The sequence below is a fragment of the Pectobacterium sp. CHL-2024 genome, from assembly GCF_044751765.1.
Taxonomy (GTDB): Bacteria; Pseudomonadota; Gammaproteobacteria; order Enterobacterales; family Enterobacteriaceae; genus Pectobacterium; species Pectobacterium brasiliense.
On the sequence record NZ_JBIXKO010000002.1, the window covers coordinates 385,170 to 406,829 of the forward strand.

Sequence of the window (21,660 nt, forward strand, 5' to 3'; positions counted from 1 at the left end):
ATTTTTGCTATCATCCTGATAAGGTTGATTTGCTGTGTGTCGTCCTGACATTTTATGAAAAAAAGCGTTACGATAGTGTTGTCGTTATGCGTCAAACGCTTGACTCAATGACCGATATAATAAAAAATTCGGAATATTCTTTCCAGAACTTTACTCATTTAGAGTAAGCCTTATTTTTTCTTGTTCAGGGCGTTTCAGGGAGAGGAATTAACATATTGATATAAATGGAATAAAAGCAAATCAATTCGTTAAGCGTTTATATAACACTCAAACACTTTAATAGGAATAATCACAAATAAAGTTTTTGTGAAGGAAAACTGCTGATGATGCGTAGATACCATTTTGCTTTATTACCTTTTATTACCCTTTTTTCCACAGCAACGCATGCCGAGACGATTCAGGAAGCAATAAAAAGCACACTCTATACACATCCTGAAGTAAGCGCCGCGATTAATAGCCGTTTTTCTGCCGAACATGATTTACGCGCGGCCAAAGGCGGATATCTCCCCTCCATCACGTTAAGTGCCGGCGTCGGACGCGAAGAGACCGATAGTCCCTCAACACGCGCCAGCACCAATAAGCGTGTTGAGCTCAGTCGTCAGGAGTCCAGTATCAATCTAAGCCAAACGGTATTTGATGGGTTCGCCACCTCCAGCGAAGTAGGCAGACAACGCGCCACGGTCAATTCACGTGCCTATAAAGTATTAAATACCAGTGAGGCAACGGCATTAGATACCGTTCAGGTCTATCTCAGCGTGCTGCAACGTCAGGAATTTGTCCGTCTGGCGGAAGCCAACCTTGCAAGCCATGAGCGCATTTACGATCAAATCAGGCTGCGCAGCGAACAAGGCGTTGGGCGACTGGCCGATTTGGATCAGGCCGAAGCACGTCTTGCGCAGGCCCGTAACAACGTGCTGACAGAACAAACCAATCTGGACGATGCCAAAATCAACTACATGAGCATTGTGGGTAAGGTACCGGAGAATTTGGTGATGCCCGATGCTTCTGCGATAAAACTCCCCGCCTCGCTGGATGAAGCGCTACGCACCATGCTGGCTAACAGCCCGGCGCTGAAATCCGCAGAGTCAGATATTGAAGCCACCCAGCAGCAGTATGAGACTTCAAAATCAACATTTTACCCGCGCCTCAACGTTGAGCTCTCTCGCACGATGGATAACAACGTTGACGGAACGCGCGGTCAAAATAATGAATGGCAGGCGATGCTGCGGATGCGCTACAACCTGTATGAAGGCGGTAGCAGCAAAGCCAACATGGAATCAAAAGCCTATCAGGTAAAAGAAGCACAGGATGTCCGAAATAATGCCCTGCGCCTGCTGAGCGAAGAACTCAAGTTAGCCTGGTCTGCGTTAAATAACTCGCGTCAACAGCTGCCGATTGCCGCCGAATACGCCGACCGCAGTATGAAAGTGCGTACCGCCTATCAGAAGCAATTTGGTCTGGGAGAAAGGACGTTGCTGGATCTGCTGGATAGCGAGAACGAGCTGTTCACCGCACAGCGCCGTCTGGTCGAGGTTCGTTTCACCTCTCTCTATACCGAATACCGGATCGCCTCCCGCATGGGAGAGCTATTAAACCGTTTAGCGATCCCTGCGCCTGATGCGGGTACCAGCTTGACAAACGTCACCACCCAAGCAGAGCTGCCGAGCCTTAATTAATATATTTCATTGGTCAGACGGCGATAAATTATGGTTTATATGCGGGGAATTACGTTGCGTAAGGGAACGTTGAGTTAAATGAAGTTGCATTCAGTACAAGAGACAAATGGTTCTGATAAATCAGTTGCCCAGGAGTCTATCGTCCAAGAGCCTGTTGTCCATGAGTCGACTATTGCTCATGAACCGCAGAACGTTCATGAAAATAGTGACCCTCGCAGCCGTCATGACGATCCCTTATTGGATAGCTTGCTGATCCTCTGCACCTTGCAGGGGAAATCCGTCAGTCGTACGACACTCACCGCGGGGCTCCCTTTAGCCAATCAACGGTTATCGGTAAAATTGCTCCCAAGAGCCGCTGCGCGCGCAGGGTTACAAGGGCGCGTGCTCAAACGTTCTCTGAATAAAATTTCCGACATGTCGCTCCCCGCGATGTTGCTGTTACGGGAAGGACGTGCAGCGATTCTGTTAGGCTGGAACGCTGACGGCAGCGCGCGTCTGATGCCCAGTGAAACAGAAGGCGGAGAAATTTCCGTTGAGCACAATACGCTGCAACAGAATTACCTCGGTCTGGTGATGTTTGCCCAACCTCGTCATCAGTTCGATCTGCAAAATCCGTCGCTGATCCCCCGAACCAAATCCTGGTTCAAAGATACGCTTAAACTTTCACGCTCACTCTATCTCGATGCCGTCCTCGCCAGTTTGCTGGTGAACATTATCGCGCTTGCCACGCCGCTGTTCGTGATGAATGTCTACGACCGCGTTGTGCCCAATCAGGCAACGGCGACATTATGGGTGCTGGCTATCGGCGTTACTGGCGCGTTTATTTTCGATTTGATACTCAAAACGCTGCGCGGCATTTGCCTTGATATGGCGGGTAAAAAAACCGACCTGATTATTTCCGCCACGTTATTTGAACGCATTACCGGTATGTCGATGAAAGCCCGACCACCGCGGGTCGGTAGCTTTGCGCAGAATATTCATGAATTTCAGTCACTCAGAGATTTCCTTTCGTCACTGACGCTGACGACGCTGATCGATTTTCCTTTTACGCTGCTTCTGCTGCTGGTTATCGGCATCATCGGCGGCCCACTGGTCTGGGTTTCCATACTCGCCTACCCTATCGCCCTGTTGGCGAGCTGGGCGATGCAAAAGCCGCTGTCCGCCACCATTGAAAAAACGATGCACCTTGCCAGTGAACGGCAGGCTACGCTGATTGAAACCTTGAGCTGTCTGGACGCGATCAAGGTCAATAATGCGGAAAGTGAACGGCAGCACCAGTGGGAGCAGACCATTGGCAGCCTGAGCAAGCTGGAAATGCGGGCCAAAGCACTGTCTTCACTGGCGGTAAACCTGACGCAGTGGTTCCAACAGTTTGCCGGTGTTGCCATGATTGTCGTCGGCGTCTATATGCTGATTAACGGCAAACTCAGTATGGGTGGGCTGATTGCCTGTTACATGCTGAACGGCAGAGCGCTCATGCCGTTGGGCCAGCTGTCTGGGCTGGTCAGCCGCTACCAGCAGGCGCGTTTGACGATGCAAACCACCGAACAGATGATGCAGTTGCCGCAAGAGCGTAGTGATAACGAACGCCCGCTGAAGCGCGAGAGCATCCGGGGCGGCATCGAATTTCGCGATGTGACGTTTAATTATCCGGAACAAAAAACCAGTTCGCTGCAAGGCATTAGCCTGACCATCGCGCCCGGCGAGAAAGTGGGCGTCATCGGCCGCAGCGGTTCGGGAAAAAGCTCACTGCAAAAACTGATCGTAAACCTCTATCAGCCTAATACGGGCAATATTCTGATCGACGGCGTCGATGCCCGTCAGTTGGATGTCAGCGATTTACGCCACAATATCGGCTATGTTCCTCAGGATATTCAGCTATTTAGTGGCTCGCTGCGCAATAACCTGATTAGCGGTGCACGCTATGTCGAAGACGAAGCCATGTTGCGAGCCGCAGAAATTTCAGGGGTGAACGAGTTTGCTCGCCTGCACCCGGATGGCTATAACCTTCAGGTTGGTGAACGCGGCCAACAGCTTTCCGGCGGGCAGCGTCAGGCTGTCGCGATAGCTAGGGCGCTGCTGCTCGATCCGCCGATTCTGGTGCTGGATGAACCCACCAGCTCGATGGATAACACCAGCGAGGATCGATTAAAACAAGCTCTAGCCCCTGTGATTGCAGAGAAAACGCTCTTACTGGTCACCCATCGGGTTTCCATGCTGGCACTGGTCGATCGTTTAGTGATTGTCGACAGAGGTAAAATTATTGCTGATGGGCCGAAAGCAATCGTGATGGATGCGTTGAAGAAGGGGCAGATCAATGCGTCTCGGTAAATATATCAAACGAATCAAGCGGTATTTTGTCGGCGGAGATGAAGAGAGCCTGCAAACGATGCCAGAAGTCAGCCGGGCAATGGCCGAGGATTCGCCACGTTCTATTCGCTTCACGCTGTGGGCTATCGGTGCTTTTTTCCTGTTTTTCATCCTGTGGGCCGGGCTCGCAAATATCGATGAAGTCACTCGCGGCGATGGTAAAGCGATCCCATCTTCCCGGCTGCAAAAAATCCAAAACCTGGAAGGCGGCATTATTACGGAAGTGTTCATTCGTGAGGGACAGGTCGTCAATGCTGGCGATCCTTTGCTGCGCCTTGACGATACGCGCTTTGCCTCTAACGTCGGTGAAACCGAAGCCGACCGGCTTGCGCTGCTGTCACGAATTGAACGCCTGAACGCCGAAATCAACGGCCAAGAACTGGTGCTTTCCGAAGAAATCACGACGCAAGCGCCTAAAATCGCGGCAGGAGAAAAAGAGCTTTATAACAGCCGCCGCCAGCAGCTGCATAATGAGATATCCGGTCTGGAAGAGCAGTTGATCCAGCGCCAGCAGGAACTGCGGGATTTCTCAGCCAAGGAGATTCAATTCCGCAACAGTCTTGGCCTGCTCCAGCAAGAAATTAAAATGTCAGAACCGCTGATCGCAGAAGGCGCGATTTCTAAAGTAGAAGTTCTACGCCTGCGCCGTGCTGAAGTTGAAACCCGTGGTCAGCTTGATTCCATCAAACTCTCCATTCCGCGGGCGGAGTCTGCGATTAAAGAGAGTGAGAATAAAATAGAGGAAACGCGCAGCCGCTATAAAAGCGAGGCGTTATCTCAGCTGAGTGAAGCACAAACCAGCCTGAACAAAATTGAAGCCACAGGTAAAGCGCTCGAAGATCGGGTAAACCGAACGCTGGTCGTCTCCCCGGTTCGCGGTATCGTGCAGCAGGTTCTGGTGAATACCATCGGGGGAGTAATTCAACCGGGTAGCGATCTGGTAGAAATTGTTCCGCTAGATGACAAACTGTTGGTAGAGGCTAAAATTCGCCCTCAGGATATTGCGTTTTTACACCCAGGTCAGGACGCCATCATAAAATTAACGGCCTACGACTACACCATCTATGGTGGCCTAAAAGGTCAATTGGAACAAATCAGCCCGGACACCGTCACTGATAAAGAAGGGAACAGCTTTTATATTATTCGCTTACGGACTGATAAGAATTATTTAGGTTCAGCCGATAAACCACTTCTCATCATTCCAGGCATGGTAGCCTCCGTGGATATAATCACGGGCAAGAAAACTATCCTCAGCTATTTGTTAAAGCCGATTATTCGGGCAAAAGCAGAAGCACTACGAGAAAGATAATAAAAAAGGCGCTCTGTTGAGCGCCTTTTTTATTTCATTTATTAATGATCGTTCATATTGTGATAAATCTGAGTTTGACTGCGCCCCATGGCTTTAGCTTGGTACATGGCGGAATCTGCATTAATTGCCAGCGTCAAAGAATCGGTGCCGTGTTCTGGATACAGCGCAATACCGATACTGCACGATATATCCAGCTTTTTCCCGTTGATCTCAAAAGGTTTATTCAATGCATTATGGATTTTATCTGCAACATAGAGTGTATTATCGATTTCCTTAATACCCTGAAGCAGAATAATGAATTCATCACCACTACGGCGATAGACCGTATCCGAATCCCGAACCGCACCACGCATACGCGCAGCCGCTTCTTTTAATAGCAAATCGCCAACAGCATGCCCAAACGAGTCGTTTATCTGTTTAAATTTATCGAGATCCAGGAACATCAGCGCGATTTTTCTACCCGTCTGTTTGGATAGCAGAATCGCCTGTTCCATTTGTTCGGCAAACGTCAGGCCATTAGCCAGTGACGTTAATGAGTCATAGTGCGCCAGTTGCCGATAGTGTTCCTCGCTCCGCCGCAGCATATCAATGGCATGATATCGCTCTATGGCGATCGCAATCAGCTGCGCCGACTTCTCGATGGAGAAAATTTCCTCTTCAGTCGGGACATACACTTTACGATGATAAACGCTTAAAACCCCTAGTATTTCTTTGTTCTGACCAATGATAGGTTCAGACCAGCAGGAACGCAGCCCGGCATATAATGCGAGCCCTTTATATAAAGACCAATGCGGATGCACGGAAATATCATCAGCGATTACGCGTTTTCCGGTATGGGCTGCTGTACCAAAAGAAGCCACACCATCAGCAATTTTCACGTTGTGAATGGCATTTTTATAAAAACCCGGCAAGCTCGGTGCCGATCCAAGCGTCAAACATTTCTTTTCTTTATCGACGAGCAATACAGAACAAACGATACGGCCGGGATTTTTTTCCTCAACGCTGAAAATGATCGCATCCAGGATATCCTTCAGTGGCGCACCGCTTGATAACAGCTCCAACGCACGATTGTATGAATTATCATGATGTTCCTGCGATTTCCGCTCTGTAATATCTAACTTAATGCCGACGTACTGGGTCGTGTTACTCGCCTTATTATATATTTTAACGATATTGGCCTTTTCCCAATACAACTGCCCATCTTTACGCCGGTTAACAAACTCACCGCTCCAAACATTACCTTTATTTATGGTAGCCCACAGATCTTCATAGACGCTGGCGTTGGTCATGCCAGAGTTTAATATATTCGTTTTCTTGCCGATAACTTCATCCGGCATATAGCCAGACATGGTAATAAACTGGCGATTGACGTAAATAATTTCACAATTTTCATCTGCGATCATAATTGAGGCAGGGCTATATTCCATCGCAAAAAAAGTCATGTTGAGGAAGTCTTGTTTTTTCTGCTCCGTTCTAAACTTTTGTTTAATTTTTCTATTTTTTACAGAAGAAAACAATAACAATAGCAACAGTAGGGTTATTATAATTTCATACACAATAACACTCTCCTCAGGCCCGAGTGGTCCTGATCGTACAAATCACAACGCTGATGACGAAAAATCCCGGTAACAAGCCCCTACCCCGTAGATTTTCAGGATGAGTGCATTTCCGGAGAGCAGAAAGGATGAAAGAAAAAACGCTCCATGAAGCAGGAGTGTTTAGAAACATAGCAACGTAAGCATAAAGCCCTCGCATATGACTGTGCGCAGATAAAAACAACAAATTCAAAAGAGTATCTTAATTTAATAGGAGTAATTGTTCGGGTTATAAGCTTCTCTAATGGAATAAAAGAATATTCCTAAGGGTACATGGCGATATATTCTGAACATCAAATTTTTGTAAGCAAATCAATTATACCAATAAGTATCATTGTTTTAATCAACAAAATCTATCACAAAGTGATTTTTGATCGTTAACAGTAAACATTATATTTTTTTACCATTAAAAATCAAATAATTAAAAGAAAAAAATAAAATCATTAACGCAAGCGTCTGATTATATATGTCATAATTTGATGCAAAATCCGTAGTCCTCCTCCCTCTTGTTTTTTTGAAATTAAACACTGACATAACAAATAAAACAAGAATTAAATAACAAAAATAAAACAAAATACAGCATTATACCTTGCAAATCAGAGGGGGAAGATAGTCCATCAGATAGGCGATATTTTGCACAGCAATGAAATATTAGGAAATATAATGAATTAATATGAAGGAAAAACATGGATGGGCATACAGCGGTACTCTACTGTGTAAAGTGATAGCCTAAACAACAGGTTATCACCTAAAGTTCAAGCTTCAACGTCTCAAAATTCTCAAACGGCTGAGGGCGTGAGAGGTAGTATCCTTGGGCAGCATAAGCATGCGATGCCTGAACGATTGCCCACTCTTCCTTTGTTTCTATTCCCTCAATGACCACATAATTGCAAAAACGCGATAGCAAAGCGATCAGCGCAGGAAAAACGGTTTTCCCTTCACCACTTTGTTGCAGGAGAATGAAGAGCTCACGTGCTACTTTGATGCAATCATACTGAGCCAGCATGAGTGATGAAAAATTCGCCATGCCGCAACCGAAATCATCCAGCCACAGTGTTTGCGCTTCCGGGAGCTTGGTTAAGATTTCTTTTGGCAGCCCTCCCTGATTTTCGACCATTTCAAAACGAATCCAGGGCATTGCCGCGATCAGACGTTTGGCTTCCAGACTATTTTGCAGCGCCAGTAGCGTCATACCATCAATATTGACAGAGGCAAAAAGATCGTCGCGAGTAAATCGAAAACTCCACTGAGATAAAAGTTGCAGTTGTTCTACAATAATTAACAAGCGGGTTTCAACATCGATATTCGCGAAGTATTTTTCAGGAGAGATGAACTTTTGCGGCAGGGTAGGAGAAAAAACGGAAGTCAGTAACTCAATAGCCATTAATTTACCTGATGTTCGGTAAATGGGCTGAAAAGTATACCGCCGTTGGCATTGGTGCCAGTAATCAGCGCCTAATGGCTCTGCGTCTCCCTGTTGGAAAAATCCTGCCCCAACCTGATTAAGATGACCTTCCTGCTGCACTATGAGTTCCGCCATTAAACTGACACTATTAGTTATAAAATTATATCATACGGACATGCACCGTCATCGACTCTCCAGATGCAAACTTCATCGGCAACACCGATTAAATCAATGTCCATGATATTACAAAAATAAGTGGTTCAATATCACAACTAAATTTATTTAAATTGTAAATCAATAAATTAAAACCCAAGAAACACAGTCGCACTGGCTGATTCATACAGTTTAAAGGATAGGTATAAAACCAATTTAACGAACAGATGGTAATTTTACCCTGTAACCTCACTATTTATGCTGCCAATAGGTTGCATGCTGAAGGCCTCCGAAAACGCGCGAAATCGGCAGTAAACAACCAGGTAAGAAAGGGACATTGAAGGCAGGAGAAACCGATTTACCAGTATATTCGTCATCAATGACAGTTACGCGTGTTTAAACGAGCATCAACGGGTATAATCTGCGCCCTGTTTGTAAGGTAGAAGAACATCATGGCGTTACTCATCACCCATAAATGCATCAACTGTGACATGTGTGAGCCCGAGTGTCCTAATCAGGCTATTTCCATGGGCATGGACATTTATGAAATTGACACCACCCTCTGTACCGAGTGCGTAGGCCACTACGACACCCCTACGTGTCAGAAAGTCTGTCCGATCGACAACACGATCATCAAAGATCCAAACCATGTTGAAGGCAATGAGCAACTGTGGGAAAAATACGTTCTCATGCACCATGCCGACAGGATTTAAACAGCCGTTTACGGACGGTCAGCTTTCGATAATCACCGTCGCACAGGCATAGCGTCTTTCGTCAGCCAGCGTCACATGGACGTGTCTGACGCCCATCTGTTCAGCCAGCTCTGCCGCTTTAGCAAAAAACCGCAGGCAAGGTTTACCCAGTTCGTCATTAAAAACCTCAAACTGGTTGAACGCGAGCCCGTTACGGATTCCGGTACCAAAGGCTTTTGCTGCCGCTTCTTTCACGGCAAAGCGCTTAGCGAGGAAACGAACAGGCTGCTGATGCTGCTGATAATGCGCCCATTCAGCATCCGTCAGAATGCGGCGAGCCAATCGCTCGCCTGAACGTTCAATCACCGCGTCAATACGGGCGATTTCGACAATATCGGTTCCGAGCCCGAGAATCGCCATCAGCGGCGCGCTTCTCGCATCAGATTCTTCATTTCGGCAACAGCATCCTTCAGACCGCTCATCACCGCACGTCCGATAATCGCATGCCCAATATTCAATTCGTGCATTTCCGGCAGCGCAGCAATCGGTAGAACGTTGTGGTACGTCAGACCGTGTCCGGCATTGACTTTAAGTCCCTTCGCCGCAGCGTAAGTCGCCGCATCACGAATACGCTCGAACTCATGCTGGCGCGCTTCGTCATCTGGCGCATCGGCATACGCCCCGGTATGGATTTCGATATAGGGCGCACCGCTGGCTACGGCGGCATCGATTTGCCGCTTATCCGCATCAATGAAGAGTGAAACCAAGATATTAGCCTGGCTAAGTCTGGCTACTGCGTTATCGATCTTTTCCTGCTGCCCTGCGACATCCAGCCCGCCTTCGGTTGTCACTTCCTGGCGTTTTTCCGGTACCAGACAGCAAAAATGCGGCTTCACTTCACAGGCAATGTTCAGCATTTCTTCCGTGACAGCCATTTCCAGGTTCATACGGGTCTGGAGCGTTTCTCTCAGGATCCGCACATCACGATCCGTGATATGGCGACGATCTTCACGCAAATGCACGGTGATGCCATCCGCCCCTGCCTGCTCAGCGACAAAAGCCGCCTGAACAGGATCGGGGTACGCCGTTCCACGCGCATTACGCAGCGTTGCAATGTGATCGATGTTAACGCCAAGCAGCAGTTCAGCCATGATAAATCCTCGGTAAAGTCATGCACGATACGTGGCAGTTTACACCGATGTCACAGCGTCAGGGTACTGAGGAGGCGGGATTATTTATCAGAAGATGCGGGTTTGGACAAATTAGCAGCAGGAACAAACTGGCGGAACAGTTCACGACTTTTCAGCGGTTTTCCCCCCAGATACGGCTTTAACGCAATGCGGGTGAAACGCTTTGCCGCCTTCAACGTGCCGACATCAGGGAATTCACGCGACGCCAGCGAGCGTAATTCATGCCCGGTAAAACTTTTATTATCAACCACCAGGCTGGCAATAAATCCCCTTTCCTCTCGATACTGATAAGTCATGGTATCGGCCACGGGCTCACCGCTACCAGCACAATGCAGGAAATCAACGCCGTATCCCAGATAGCCCAATAACGCTAATTCAAAGCGTCTCAATGCTGGTTCGGGAGAGGCATCCTGTGCAGCAAGATGTTGTAAACAGTGGAGATAATCGAAGAAAAGAGCGGAGTAATTGGTTTCATGTTCCAGCACGCGCGACAGCAGTTCGTTAACGTATAAACCGCTATAAAGCATCGAGCCAGTCAGTGGTAGCGCGAGCGAGACAGGCTCGGCGCTGCGTAATGTTTTCACTTCTCCCCGGCCACTCCAGCGCACCAGCAGCGGAGTGAAAGGCTGTAAACAGCCTTTCAGGCTAGAGCGTCGGGCACGTGCGCCTTTAGCAAGCACACGAACTCGACCATCGCTTTCGCTAAACAGATCCAGCAATAAGCTGGTTTCGCTATAAGGTCGCCCATGCAAGACAAATGCGCGCTGCCAGCCTTCCATCGGCGTGAACCTTACAGGTCTTCGCTATAACCCAGGCTGCGCAGGGCACGTTCGTCATCTGCCCAACCGGATTTCACTTTAACCCACAGCTCAAGGTGCACCTTGGCTTCGAACATCTCTTCCATATCCTGACGAGATTCGATACCAATGGTTTTAATTTTGGCACCTTTGTTGCCAATGACCATCTTCTTCTGGCCTTCACGCTCAACCAGAATCAGGCCGTTAATATCATAACCGCCGCGCTCGTTCGTCACGAAACGCTCGATTTCAACCGTTACGGAATACGGCAATTCTTCACCCAGGAAGCGCATCAGTTTTTCACGGATAATTTCCGACGCCATAAAGCGCTGTGAGCGATCGGTGATGTAATCTTCCGGGAAGTGGTGCGTTGCCTGCGGTAAGTGTTTGCGCACAATGCTGGCAATCGTATCGACATTCGTCCCCTTCTCAGCAGAGATTGGAACAACATCAAGGAAGTCCATCTGTTGGCTGAGGAACTGGATATGCGGCAGCAGCTTGGTTTTATCCGTGACGTTATCGACTTTATTGATCGCCAATAGCACAGGGAGTTTCTGATCGCGCAGCTTATTCAATACCATGTCGTCGTCGTCGTTCCAGTGTGTACCTTCAACAACGAAAATGATCAGCTCAACGTCACCAATTGAACTGCTTGCGGCACGGTTCATCAGGCGGTTAATCGCCCGTTTTTCTTCAATGTGCAATCCCGGCGTATCCACATAAATAGCCTGATAAGGCCCTTCAGTGTGAATGCCCATGATGCGGTGCCGCGTCGTCTGGGGCTTACGTGACGTAATAGAAATCTTCTGCCCCAGTAATTGATTCAGTAACGTCGATTTACCGACGTTTGGTCGACCAACAATCGCGACAAAACCGCAGTGTGTCTGTACTTCGCTCATTCAAGCTCCAGTTTTTTCAACGCTTGTTCAGCCGCAGCCTGTTCGGCTTTACGACGGCTCGATCCTGTACCAATGACCGACTCACTAAAGCCGCTCACCTGACAGTGGATAGTAAATTCCTGATCGTGTGCTTCCCCACGAACCTGCACCACCAGATAGGTCGGCAGAGGTAAGTGACGCCCTTGCAGAAATTCCTGCAACCGCGTTTTCGGATCTTTTTGCTTATCGCCGGGACTGATTTCATCCAGACGCGTCTGATACCAGTTCAGGATCAAACGTTCGATGGTCTGAATATCGCTGTCGAGGAAAATGCCGCCAATCAGCGCTTCGACCGTATCAGCCAGGATCGATTCTCGACGGAAACCACCGCTTTTTAATTCACCGGGACCGAGGCGTAAGCACTCTCCCAGTTCGAATTCACGCGCGATTTCCGCCAGCGTGTTTCCTCGCACCAGCGTCGCTCGCATCCGACTCATGTCCCCTTCATCAACCTTGGGAAAACGATGATACAGTGCATTAGCGATCACAAAACTCAGGATGGAGTCACCCAGGAATTCGAGTCTTTCATTATGTTTGCTGCTGGCGCTACGGTGCGTCAACGCCTGTAACAAAAGCTCGTACTGCTGAAAAGTATAGCCCAGCTTTCTTTGTAAACGATTTATCAGGATGGGATTCATGTGTTACCAATAGATCAACGATGCGTCAAAAACAGCAGCATACGGAACAGCCCTGCTTACCAATTCGGTCAAAACTGTTTCGTTTGCATTGGCTCCCCTAAGGGAGCCTGCCTTTCTGCCCGTCATACTTCGCGTTGCCTGTGTTAGCGTGGTTAAAACGCTAACGTGTTGTCCTGCAACTCGTACTACTTAGGGCATGTTCTTTCAAAAAGAGCGTTACTGAAAATATTCTACAACGGACAGCATCAGAATGCTGCCTGTATCTTATTTCGGTTAATGCTTACTTTGATTAATGCTTATTTTTGGTTAATGAATGCCACCGATGCGACTCAAACGTACGCCGGTAGGCCATTCGCCTTCCTGCTTTTCAAAACTCATCCAGATAGCAGTGGCTTTACCGACCAGATTTCTCTCTGGTACAAAGCCCCAATAGCGGCTATCCAGACTGTTGTCGCGGTTATCGCCCATCATGAAGTAGTGCCCTGCTGGGACAACCCATGTCGCAAGCTGCTGCTGCGATTGCTGGTAATAACCACCAAGCTGATCCTGCTGGCCCGGCACCAGGAGAATATTATGCGTGACATTGCCCAGTGACTCTTTGCGTGTGCCCATGCGGACGCCATCCACGCTGTTGTCATTGACAGGCACTTCATAAAAACCGCTACGCGACTCCAGTCCTGGCTGGTTGAAGGTCTGAACAAAATCGCTAGGCTGTACGTTACTGTATGTGACCGCCAAGGCGGTATCACACGCCTGCTGCCCCTGACAGGATGGACGAATCGTCACCTGCTTGGTTATCGGGTTATAGCTCACGCGATCGCCCGGTACACCAACCACGCGTTTGATGAAGTCTACTTTAGGATCGGACGGATATTTAAACACCACCACGTCGCCACGTTTCGGATGCCCCGTTTCGATCAGCGTTTTTTGCGTGAAGGGTTCTTTAATACCGTAGGCAAATTTCTCCACCAGAATAAAATCACCGATCAACAGCGTCGGCATCATCGAACCCGATGGAATTTGAAACGGCTCATAAATGAAGGAGCGCACAACCAATACCAAAGCCACGACCGGGAAGACGGACGCTATCGTCTCAATCCAACCTGGCTGTTGAATCGCTTTCGATGAAACTGCGCCATCAGCCAGATCGGCGCCGCTCATCGCAGCAAATTTCTTCCGGCGAGCGGGTGCCCAGACGAAACGTTCTAAACACCAGACAATCCCCGTGACCAGCGTCACCACTGCCAGAATTACGGCAAACATATTGGCCATGCCAACTCCTCAGAATTTATTTACTGTCTTTGCCGACGTGCAGAATTGCCAGAAACGCTTCTTGCGGCAGTTCGACGTTACCGACCTGCTTCATACGTTTCTTACCGTCTTTCTGTTTCTGCAACAGTTTCTTCTTACGGCTGACGTCGCCACCATAACACTTGGCCAGTACGTTTTTACGCAATTGCTTAACCGTAGAGCGCGCAATAATGTGGTTACCAATTGCGGCCTGAATCGCGATATCAAATTGCTGACGCGGAATCAGTTCTTTCATTTTTTCGACGAACTCACGGCCACGATATTGTGAATTATCACGGTGAGTAATCAGGGCCAATGCGTCGACACGCTCGTTGTTGATTAATACATCAACGCGCACCATGTCTGATGCCTGGAAACGCTTGAAGCCATAATCCAGCGAGGCATAACCACGAGATGTTGATTTCAGGCGATCGAAGAAATCGAGTACCACTTCGGCCATCGGGATCTCATACGTCAACGCAACCTGATTACCGTGGTACACCATGTTCGTCTGCACGCCTCGCTTCTCAATACAAAGCGTAATCACGTTACCCAAATATTCCTGAGGCATCAGCATGTGACACTCGGCAATCGGTTCGCGCAGTTCCTGAATATTGTTCAGCGGTGGCAGTTTAGACGGGCTATCAACATAGATGGTTTCTTTAGCCGTCGTTTCTACTTCATACACTACCGTCGGTGCCGTAGTGATCAGTTCCAGATCGTACTCACGCTCCAGACGTTCCTGAATGATCTCCATGTGCAGCAGACCCAGGAAGCCACAGCGGAAACCAAAGCCCAGCGCGGTAGAGCTTTCTGGCTCATAGAACAGAGAAGCATCATTGAGGCTCAGCTTGCCTAACGCATCGCGGAATGCTTCATAGTCGTCGGAGCTAATCGGGAACAGGCCAGCGTAGACCTGCGGTTTGACTTTCTTGAAGCCCGGTAACGCTTTTTCAGCCGGATGACGCGCCAGAGTCAGCGTATCCCCTACTGGGGCACCCAAAATATCTTTGATGGCGCACACCAACCAGCCTACTTCGCCGCAGTTCAATACATCGCGGTCGATCTGCTTCGGCGTAAAAATACCGAGACGGTCGGCGTTATAAACCTGACCCGTGCTCATCACCTTAATTTTGTCGCCTTTGCGCATCGTGCCGTTTTTGATACGTACCAGCGACACAACGCCAAGGTAATTATCAAACCAGGAGTCGATAATCAGCGCCTGCAACGGTTCATCAGGGCTGCCTTCCGGCGGCGGAATATCACGCACCAGACGATCCAGAACATCCGGCACGCCAATCCCCGTCTTTGCAGAGCAGCGCACAGCGTCGGTGGCATCAATGCCGACGATGTCTTCAATTTCCTGAGCAACACGATCCGGATCGGCAGCAGGCAGGTCGATCTTATTCAGAACCGGCACCACTTCCAGATTCATATCCAGCGCGGTATAGCAGTTAGCCAGCGTTTGAGCTTCAACACCTTGCCCAGCGTCAACGACAAGCAGCGCGCCTTCACAAGCGGCGAGCGAACGGGAAACTTCATAAGAGAAGTCAACGTGCCCAGGTGTATCGATGAAGTTTAACTGGTAGGTTTGGCCGTCCTGCGCTTTATAATCCAGCGTGACGCTTTGCGCTTTAATCGTTATTCCGCGTTCACGTTCCAGATCCATGGAATCCAGAACCTGCGCCGCCATTTCACGCTCGGTTAAACCGCCGCAAATCTGGATAATACGGTCAGATAACGTCGATTTACCGTGGTCGATATGGGCAATAATGGAGAAATTTCGTATATGCTTCATTATAAAAATTTTTCTACCTTGATATTCCTGAAATTCTTGCCGATGGGCATGCGCATAGGTGAAAACAGCAGCGATGTTATTCCACCTGAATCGCAGCATTCTACATGCGAGAGGCGTGAAAACCTAGTCATGTCCGGTTCATTCCCCTTGATTATGACGGTTTTATTTGGAATAGCAGAACAACAAGAGGAAAGCAGGAAATAAAGTGTCATTACGTGGCAAACATCGTGTCGAAAGATAACAAACAAGTCAGCAATGTTTCCGCACCACGCGCCGTTTACGCTCCGGTAAACAGGTCAATTTTGTAAGAGCGTGCCCGGCAGTGCGATTTGCAGGATAACGGGCTCATAACGCTTATTCTTACCCAACTGCTTCGCCCAGCGCTTCACGCCAATAAACGCCACGCCACCGCCTAGCAGCGCGCCAATAACAGCGGCCAGATCGGTGCCGAATAACGTTTGGCAAATCGCCGCGCCGAGCAGCAGCCCAACCAGCGGAACGAAATACACCAGAGCAGCGGAAAACAGCAGCCGCCCCTCAGAAATGCCCAATTCCACTTTTTGTCCCACTTCTAAAGGCCGGTCGTAAGGAACGAACAGCGTGTTTTCAGCAGAGAGCCCAAGCTGACTTAATAAACCCGTTCCACACGACGAGCGGGATTTACAGGTGCCGCAGCCCGAACTTGGCTCACACCGCAGCTCTGCGATGCCATCCTGCCATGACACTACCGTTGCCCACTCTTTAATCACGGTTGCGCCTTCAAAATAATGCTGTCAGCCACGCGTTTAGCCGTAGAAGGAGGAATATCGCCGACGACGGTAATCTCTCGGTTGCCTTTCATGACAGTGTGAATAGAGCGTCGCCCCGTGAGCACAGATTGTTCCTCGCTCACGTCAGAAGACGGGCTAATGTTAATCGAAAAGCTGAATAACCCATCGCTATACAGACGTGTTTCAATCGGAATGGACGAACCTGGCAACACCTTTTTGTTGTGCGACAGCTCTCTCATCCCAGCAGGTAGCCATTCCGGCACCCAGGTAAAATCACCTTTTTCCGCAGCAGGCGCGGGTAGCGCAGGAGGAAGTTTGATACCTTCCAGCGGACGCATCACGCTCACCACATCATCGTCAACAATCAGGGATGTCGTTAAGAATTGCTCCAGCCGTTTGTCGCCATTGCGATCCTGTAAATCAATGCGCAGTGGAAGTTTCGAGTCCGCATCAATCCACACCGTATAGCTGTAGCGTGTGCCATCGCGTGAGATGACCCGAATACCTGATGCCAGACGATCGGCAATACGCACCCGCCCATCGGCAGGAACAAAATCATAATAGGGCGAGAGTTTCTGGAAATCAGCGAACACCAGAGCAGGGAGAGAGTCAACGATATGGTCACTGGTAAGCGTAAATGGCTCAAAACCAGGATCGAAATAGCTGACTTCATTACCACGCTGCACGATCTCGCGTCGCGGCCCGTCCATAAACAGCAACTGCGCCAAGGCACGGTTACTCACCACAGCATGGCGATACCGTACCGACTCGAACCCTTGCAGTGTAATGTTAATAAAGGAAATTTCGTAATTCAGAGAACGAATAGCGCCATTCATCTGTTGCAGCAACGCGCCCGGCTCAACATTCTGAGCCGGGGCGAAAGTAGAATAAAACAGACTGCCAATCAGAAAACAGGCGGCGGACCAAACACGCTTCATTACCGGGGCTGTGTTCCTAATGATTGAGTACCGGGAACCTGAATTGCCGCTTGCTGATCGTCCTGCGGCAGAGCGTGTTCGGCATGCAGCCGGCGCTGTAATTCGTAGTCCTGCAAAATGGCGTTAAGGCGATTGCGCTGCATATCGGATTTCTGTTGACCGCTGTTAGGGGCAACATTTTCTGACGGCACGCCCAGACTCACTGGAGAGGCGGTGCCCATAGCGGGTAAGGTGCTGAACACGCCGGATTCCACAACATGTTCGGCAGCATTACCCTGCTGGTAATTTTGTACGCCGACAATCACCGCTAAAGAGACGCAGGCGGCCACACCGACTTGTGTCAGTTGGCTGCCCCACGGGCGGATTTTGTGCCAGAAAGGCATCTTCGTCCACTCGACAGGTTGTGGCTGAGATTCAGGCTGCGCTTGTGGAACCAGACGAACAGGTTCTTTTTCGATTGCAGCGGCAACACGAGAAGCGATGTCCAGGTGAATCACGTTTTCACTCACATCACCACGCATCACATCACGAATCAGATGATAACTTTGCCAACTTTGCTGCAACGCGTCATCCCGTGACAATGCGCCTAACAGTTCGGAATCAACTGCTTCGCCATCCATTAAAGCGGAAAGTTTCTCTTTCTGCATACCGACACCCTTACCTTGTCAAATCCATCATTAGTCATGCGGATAGCTGAAAACGCTCGCTAGCGCTGAATAAGCGGTTGTACTTTATTATCAATCGCTTCCCGCGCCCGGAAAATACGAGAACGAACAGTGCCGACGGGACAATCCATAATCACGGCGATCTCTTCGTAGCTTAAACCGTCCAACTCACGCAGCGTAATCGCTAAACGTAAATCTTCCGGTAAAGACTCAATAGTTCGGAAAACGATGCTTCGTAATTCCTCTGACAACATTAAATTCTCAGGGTTCGATATTTCTTTCAGTGCACCCGCATTTTCATAGTTTTCCGCATCATTGGCATCAATATCGCTGGAAGGCGGGCGGCGTCCCTGAGCTACCAGATAATTCTTGGCCGTATTCACTGCGATACGATACAGCCACGTATAGAACGCGCTATCGCCGCGGAATGACTCTAACGCGCGATAGGCTTTAATAAACGATTCCTGTACCACGTCCGGCACGTCCCCTTGGGGAACATACCGTGATACCAGGCTCGCTACCTTATGCTGATAACGAACGACCAACAAGTTAAACGATTTTTGATCGCCTTTTTGGACTCGCTCGACCAGAACCTGATCTGCCAGTTGCTCGCTCATCCGAGGTAATCTCTACTCAAACCGTTCTCCACACGTAAAATAGTACTGCCAGCTATATAAGTCATATTTAGAGCAAGCTCCTCATTAGAACCAAGACATCCAATAAAGTTCCGAGTCATCATTTTTCTTTTGCTTAGCGCCGTTACTCGTCTTTGCGATGCGTATCATCACACATTTTCTTCATCAAAAATGGTCTTCATCTGAGGCTCTACGCTTCTCCGAGGATGATACGATAAATCTGGGGTATGCGCACGATTCAGCACGCCCTACTCTTCGCTTATTTATAGCGTAGAAATGGGGCTAAAAACCAATGCAGCAATCAACCATTGGGTGCTACCATCGGATTTCCTCTTCTTTTTGCACCCACGACACGATCATGCAAACGACCACTGAATACGTCTGTGATGTTTTAATCATTGGCAGCGGTGCTGCCGGGCTTTCACTGGCGCTGCGTCTGGCTTCACAAGCCAACGTGACGGTATTAAGCAAAGGCCCACTCAACGAAGGCGCAACGTTTTATGCTCAGGGCGGTATCGCCGCCGTTTTCGATGAAACGGACACGATTGACTCCCATATCGAAGATACCCTGATCGCTGGCGATGGCCTGTGTGAACGGGAAGCCGTTGAGTTTATCGCCAGCAATGCCAAACACTGCGTGCAATGGCTGATCGAACAAGGCGTGCTGTTCGATACCGAAACCAGCACCAGCGGCGAAGAGCGTTACCATCTCACGCGCGAAGGCGGGCACAGCCATCGTCGAATTCTGCATGCCGCGGATGCAACGGGCAAAGAAGTGGAAAACACGCTGGTGCAGAAAGCGCTATCTCATCCGAATATTCGGATTATGGAACGCTGCAACGCCGTCGATTTAATTACCTCGAATAAGCTGGGTCTGCCCGGCACACGCCGCATTGTCGGTGCTTATATATGGAACCGTGAACGGGAACGCGTAGAATCCTGCCGGGCGAAAACGGTGGTTCTGGCGACCGGCGGCGCATCCAAAGTTTATCAATACACCACGAACCCCGATATTTCCTCTGGCGATGGCATCGCCATGGCCTGGCGTGCGGGTTGCCGCGTGGCAAATCTGGAGTTCAATCAGTTTCACCCGACCTGTCTGTTCCACCCGCAGGCACGAAATTTCCTGCTAACGGAAGCGCTGCGCGGTGAAGGCGCGTACCTTAAACGTCCTGACGGCACACGCTTTATGCCCGATTTCGATGCCAGAGGCGAACTGGCACCGCGCGACGTGGTCGCCCGCGCGATTGACCATGAGATGAAACGGCTTGGCGCAGACTGTATGTATCTGGATATCAGTCACAAGCCCGAAGCATTCATCAAACAGCACTTCCCCACTATCGATGAAAAACTACAGTCTCTTGGCATCGATCTGACGCGTGAGCCGATACCGATCGTGCCCGCAGCACACTACACGTGCGGCGGCGTGCTGGTCGATCAGCATGGTCGTACCGATCTTGACGGCCTGTATGCAATTGGCGAAGTCAGCTACACCGGATTGCATGGCGCAAACCGCATGGCATCCAACTCATTACTTGAGTGTCTGGTTTACGGCTGGTCAGCCGCTGAGGATATTTTGCAGCGCTTACCGCAAATCAAAGCAGTGAAAAAGTTACCAGATTGGGATGAAAGCCAGGTCGACAACTCCGACGAACAAGTGGTGATCCAGCATAACTGGCACGAGCTGCGCCTGTTTATGTGGGACTACGTAGGGATCGTGCGGACGACTAAACGACTGGAGCGGGCACAACGTCGCATCCAACTGCTTCAGCAGGAAATCAATGAGTACTACGCCCACTTCCGTATCTCCAACAATTTGCTGGAACTGCGTAATCTGGTGCAGGTTGCCGAACTCATCGTCCGCTGTGCGTTGGAAAGAAAAGAAAGCCGCGGGCTACATTACACACTGGACTACCCAGAGCAGTTCGACACCCCAACCCCCACCATTCTGGTGCCGTAACGCATAGAGAAATCGTTCGCTCAGAAAAGGCAGACGCCGCTACAAGGCGTCTGCCATCTACATAAAGAGATAAAAATCTTTTGTCAGCCGCTGGAAATCCGTCGAGTAGCGCCTTTCGGCATCACGAATGACCAGTGAGGAATTCGCACATTCTCTTTCCTGACGAGACAGCGCCAGCAAAACGCGATGCGCAGGTTTTTCTTCCTGCTCCGATACGTGAAGCTGCTGGTGAACGTGCCAATTGTGCTGCTGCGCCAGCGGAATAAAATGCTCAGCAACCTGAACCGGCAGCACCACGCAGAAAAACCCTTCAGGCATCAGCAGTTGATGGGCACAGCGCAACAGCGCTTCATGGGTTAACAACGTGGTATAGCGAGCCTGATCGCGCTGAGCCGACCCGCACGCGATCCCCGGCGGGAAATAAGGCGGGTTACTGATAATCAACGAATAGTCGGCGGCTCGCGTCTCAGCAAAACTGACGATATCCTCAGCATACACCGTGATTCTGTCAGCCCATGGAGAAGCAGCAACATTTTCTTTCGCCTGATCGCTGGCGGCGCTATCCAGTTCGACGGCATCAATCTGAACATGCGGTTCAGAACGTTGCGCCAGCATTAGCGCGAGAAGGCCGGAGCCGCTGCCAATATCCAGAATCCGTGTGGCTGAAGACATCGGCGTCCAGGCACCCAGCAAAATGCCGTCGGTTCCCACCTTCATGGCACAACGATCGTGCGCCACAAAGAATTGCTTGAAGGTAAATCCATCCCGACGCAGTGTCAGTTTATTATCAGCCTGATGACTCATGAAAATAAGATTCCAAACGCAAACCGCAGTAGCATAG

Annotated in this window: 19 protein-coding genes; 5 read left to right on the plus strand and 14 right to left on the minus strand. The window is 49.5% G+C overall.

Translation table 11 applies throughout. The features are described 5' to 3' along the window. Positions 1–323: 323 nt before the first annotated feature. From ACIPUG_RS06630 to ACIPUG_RS06640, 3 genes are all read left to right on the plus strand, one after another. Positions 324–1,676: a TolC family outer membrane protein gene (locus tag ACIPUG_RS06630; RefSeq protein ID WP_014916241.1), complete on the plus strand. Its 1,353-nt coding sequence runs from the start codon at positions 324–326 to the stop codon at positions 1,674–1,676. Positions 1,677–1,754: 78 nt separating this feature from the next. Continuing rightward, positions 1,755–4,007: a type I secretion system permease/ATPase gene (locus ACIPUG_RS06635; RefSeq protein WP_110162056.1), complete on the plus strand. Its 2,253-nt coding sequence runs from the start codon at positions 1,755–1,757 to the stop codon at positions 4,005–4,007. Then, entirely contained in the window at positions 3,994–5,355 is a 1,362-nt protein-coding gene (locus ACIPUG_RS06640; RefSeq protein ID WP_014916243.1) for an HlyD family type I secretion periplasmic adaptor subunit, read from the plus strand. Before ACIPUG_RS06635 ends, ACIPUG_RS06640 begins: the two co-directional genes overlap by 14 nt. A gap of 41 nt (positions 5,356–5,396) precedes the next feature. Here the strand turns inward: ACIPUG_RS06640 and ACIPUG_RS06645 are convergent, their stop codons facing one another. Further along, entirely contained in the window at positions 5,397–6,911 is a 1,515-nt protein-coding gene (locus tag ACIPUG_RS06645; protein WP_400337950.1) for a diguanylate cyclase domain-containing protein, read from the minus strand. A gap of 787 nt (positions 6,912–7,698) precedes the next feature. After that, positions 7,699–8,490, minus strand: coding sequence for a cyclic-guanylate-specific phosphodiesterase (pdeH, locus tag ACIPUG_RS06650; protein WP_139294560.1), 792 nt, complete (start codon positions 8,488–8,490; stop codon positions 7,699–7,701). Between the two features lie 470 nt (positions 8,491–8,960). Here pdeH and ACIPUG_RS06655 point away from each other — a divergent pair, with 470 nt between their 5' ends. Then, the gene (locus ACIPUG_RS06655) at positions 8,961–9,221 is read left to right on the plus strand and encodes a YfhL family 4Fe-4S dicluster ferredoxin (RefSeq protein ID WP_010280453.1); all 261 of its coding nucleotides are present in this window, start codon (positions 8,961–8,963) and stop codon (positions 9,219–9,221) included. An 18-nt stretch (positions 9,222–9,239) separates the two neighbouring features. Here ACIPUG_RS06655 and acpS read toward each other — a convergent pair whose 3' ends face one another. From acpS to rpoE, 11 genes are all read right to left on the minus strand, one after another. Next, a complete protein-coding gene (gene acpS, locus ACIPUG_RS06660) occupies positions 9,240–9,620 on the minus strand; it encodes a holo-ACP synthase (RefSeq protein WP_014916247.1) in 381 nt (126 codons plus the stop codon). After that, on the minus strand, positions 9,620–10,351 hold the full coding sequence (pdxJ, locus tag ACIPUG_RS06665) for a pyridoxine 5'-phosphate synthase (protein ID WP_014916248.1): 732 nt from the start codon (positions 10,349–10,351) through the stop codon (positions 9,620–9,622). Before pdxJ ends, acpS begins: the two co-directional genes overlap by 1 nt. Before the next feature lie 80 nt (positions 10,352–10,431). Continuing rightward, positions 10,432–11,169: a DNA repair protein RecO gene (gene recO, locus ACIPUG_RS06670; RefSeq protein ID WP_010280459.1), complete on the minus strand. Its 738-nt coding sequence runs from the start codon at positions 11,167–11,169 to the stop codon at positions 10,432–10,434. An 11-nt stretch (positions 11,170–11,180) separates the two neighbouring features. Continuing rightward, a complete protein-coding gene (era, locus tag ACIPUG_RS06675) occupies positions 11,181–12,086 on the minus strand; it encodes a GTPase Era (RefSeq protein ID WP_012822898.1) in 906 nt (301 codons plus the stop codon). Further along, on the minus strand, positions 12,083–12,763 hold the full coding sequence (rnc, locus tag ACIPUG_RS06680; protein WP_010280465.1) for a ribonuclease III: 681 nt from the start codon (positions 12,761–12,763) through the stop codon (positions 12,083–12,085). Before rnc ends, era begins: the two co-directional genes overlap by 4 nt. 306 nt (positions 12,764–13,069) lie before the next feature. After that, a complete protein-coding gene (gene lepB, locus ACIPUG_RS06685; RefSeq protein WP_014916249.1) occupies positions 13,070–14,035 on the minus strand; it encodes a signal peptidase I in 966 nt (321 codons plus the stop codon). Positions 14,036–14,051: 16 nt separating this feature from the next. Then, complete coding sequence (gene lepA / locus ACIPUG_RS06690; RefSeq protein WP_039284413.1) at positions 14,052–15,851, minus strand: translation elongation factor 4; 1,800 nt, start codon at positions 15,849–15,851, stop codon at positions 14,052–14,054. A 296-nt stretch (positions 15,852–16,147) separates the two neighbouring features. Then, entirely contained in the window at positions 16,148–16,600 is a 453-nt protein-coding gene (gene rseC / locus ACIPUG_RS06695; RefSeq protein WP_010280470.1) for a SoxR-reducing system protein RseC, read from the minus strand. Continuing rightward, complete coding sequence (gene rseB / locus ACIPUG_RS06700) at positions 16,597–17,559, minus strand: sigma-E factor regulatory protein RseB (RefSeq protein WP_400337952.1); 963 nt, start codon at positions 17,557–17,559, stop codon at positions 16,597–16,599. The genes rseC and rseB overlap by 4 nt, the downstream gene beginning before the upstream one ends. Beyond that, on the minus strand, positions 17,559–18,206 hold the full coding sequence (gene rseA, locus ACIPUG_RS06705) for an anti-sigma-E factor RseA (RefSeq protein WP_014916252.1): 648 nt from the start codon (positions 18,204–18,206) through the stop codon (positions 17,559–17,561). The genes rseB and rseA overlap by 1 nt, the downstream gene beginning before the upstream one ends. Before the next feature lie 59 nt (positions 18,207–18,265). After that, on the minus strand, positions 18,266–18,841 hold the full coding sequence (rpoE, locus tag ACIPUG_RS06710; protein ID WP_005973561.1) for an RNA polymerase sigma factor RpoE: 576 nt from the start codon (positions 18,839–18,841) through the stop codon (positions 18,266–18,268). A 376-nt stretch (positions 18,842–19,217) separates the two neighbouring features. Here rpoE and nadB point away from each other — a divergent pair, with 376 nt between their 5' ends. Continuing rightward, entirely contained in the window at positions 19,218–20,819 is a 1,602-nt protein-coding gene (nadB, locus tag ACIPUG_RS06715; RefSeq protein WP_014916253.1) for an L-aspartate oxidase, read from the plus strand. 57 nt (positions 20,820–20,876) lie between these two features. Here the strand turns inward: nadB and ACIPUG_RS06720 are convergent, their stop codons facing one another. Further along, positions 20,877–21,623, minus strand: a complete 747-nt coding sequence (locus ACIPUG_RS06720; protein ID WP_400337954.1) for a tRNA1(Val) (adenine(37)-N6)-methyltransferase — start codon at positions 21,621–21,623, stop codon at positions 20,877–20,879. Positions 21,624–21,660 lie beyond the last annotated feature (37 nt).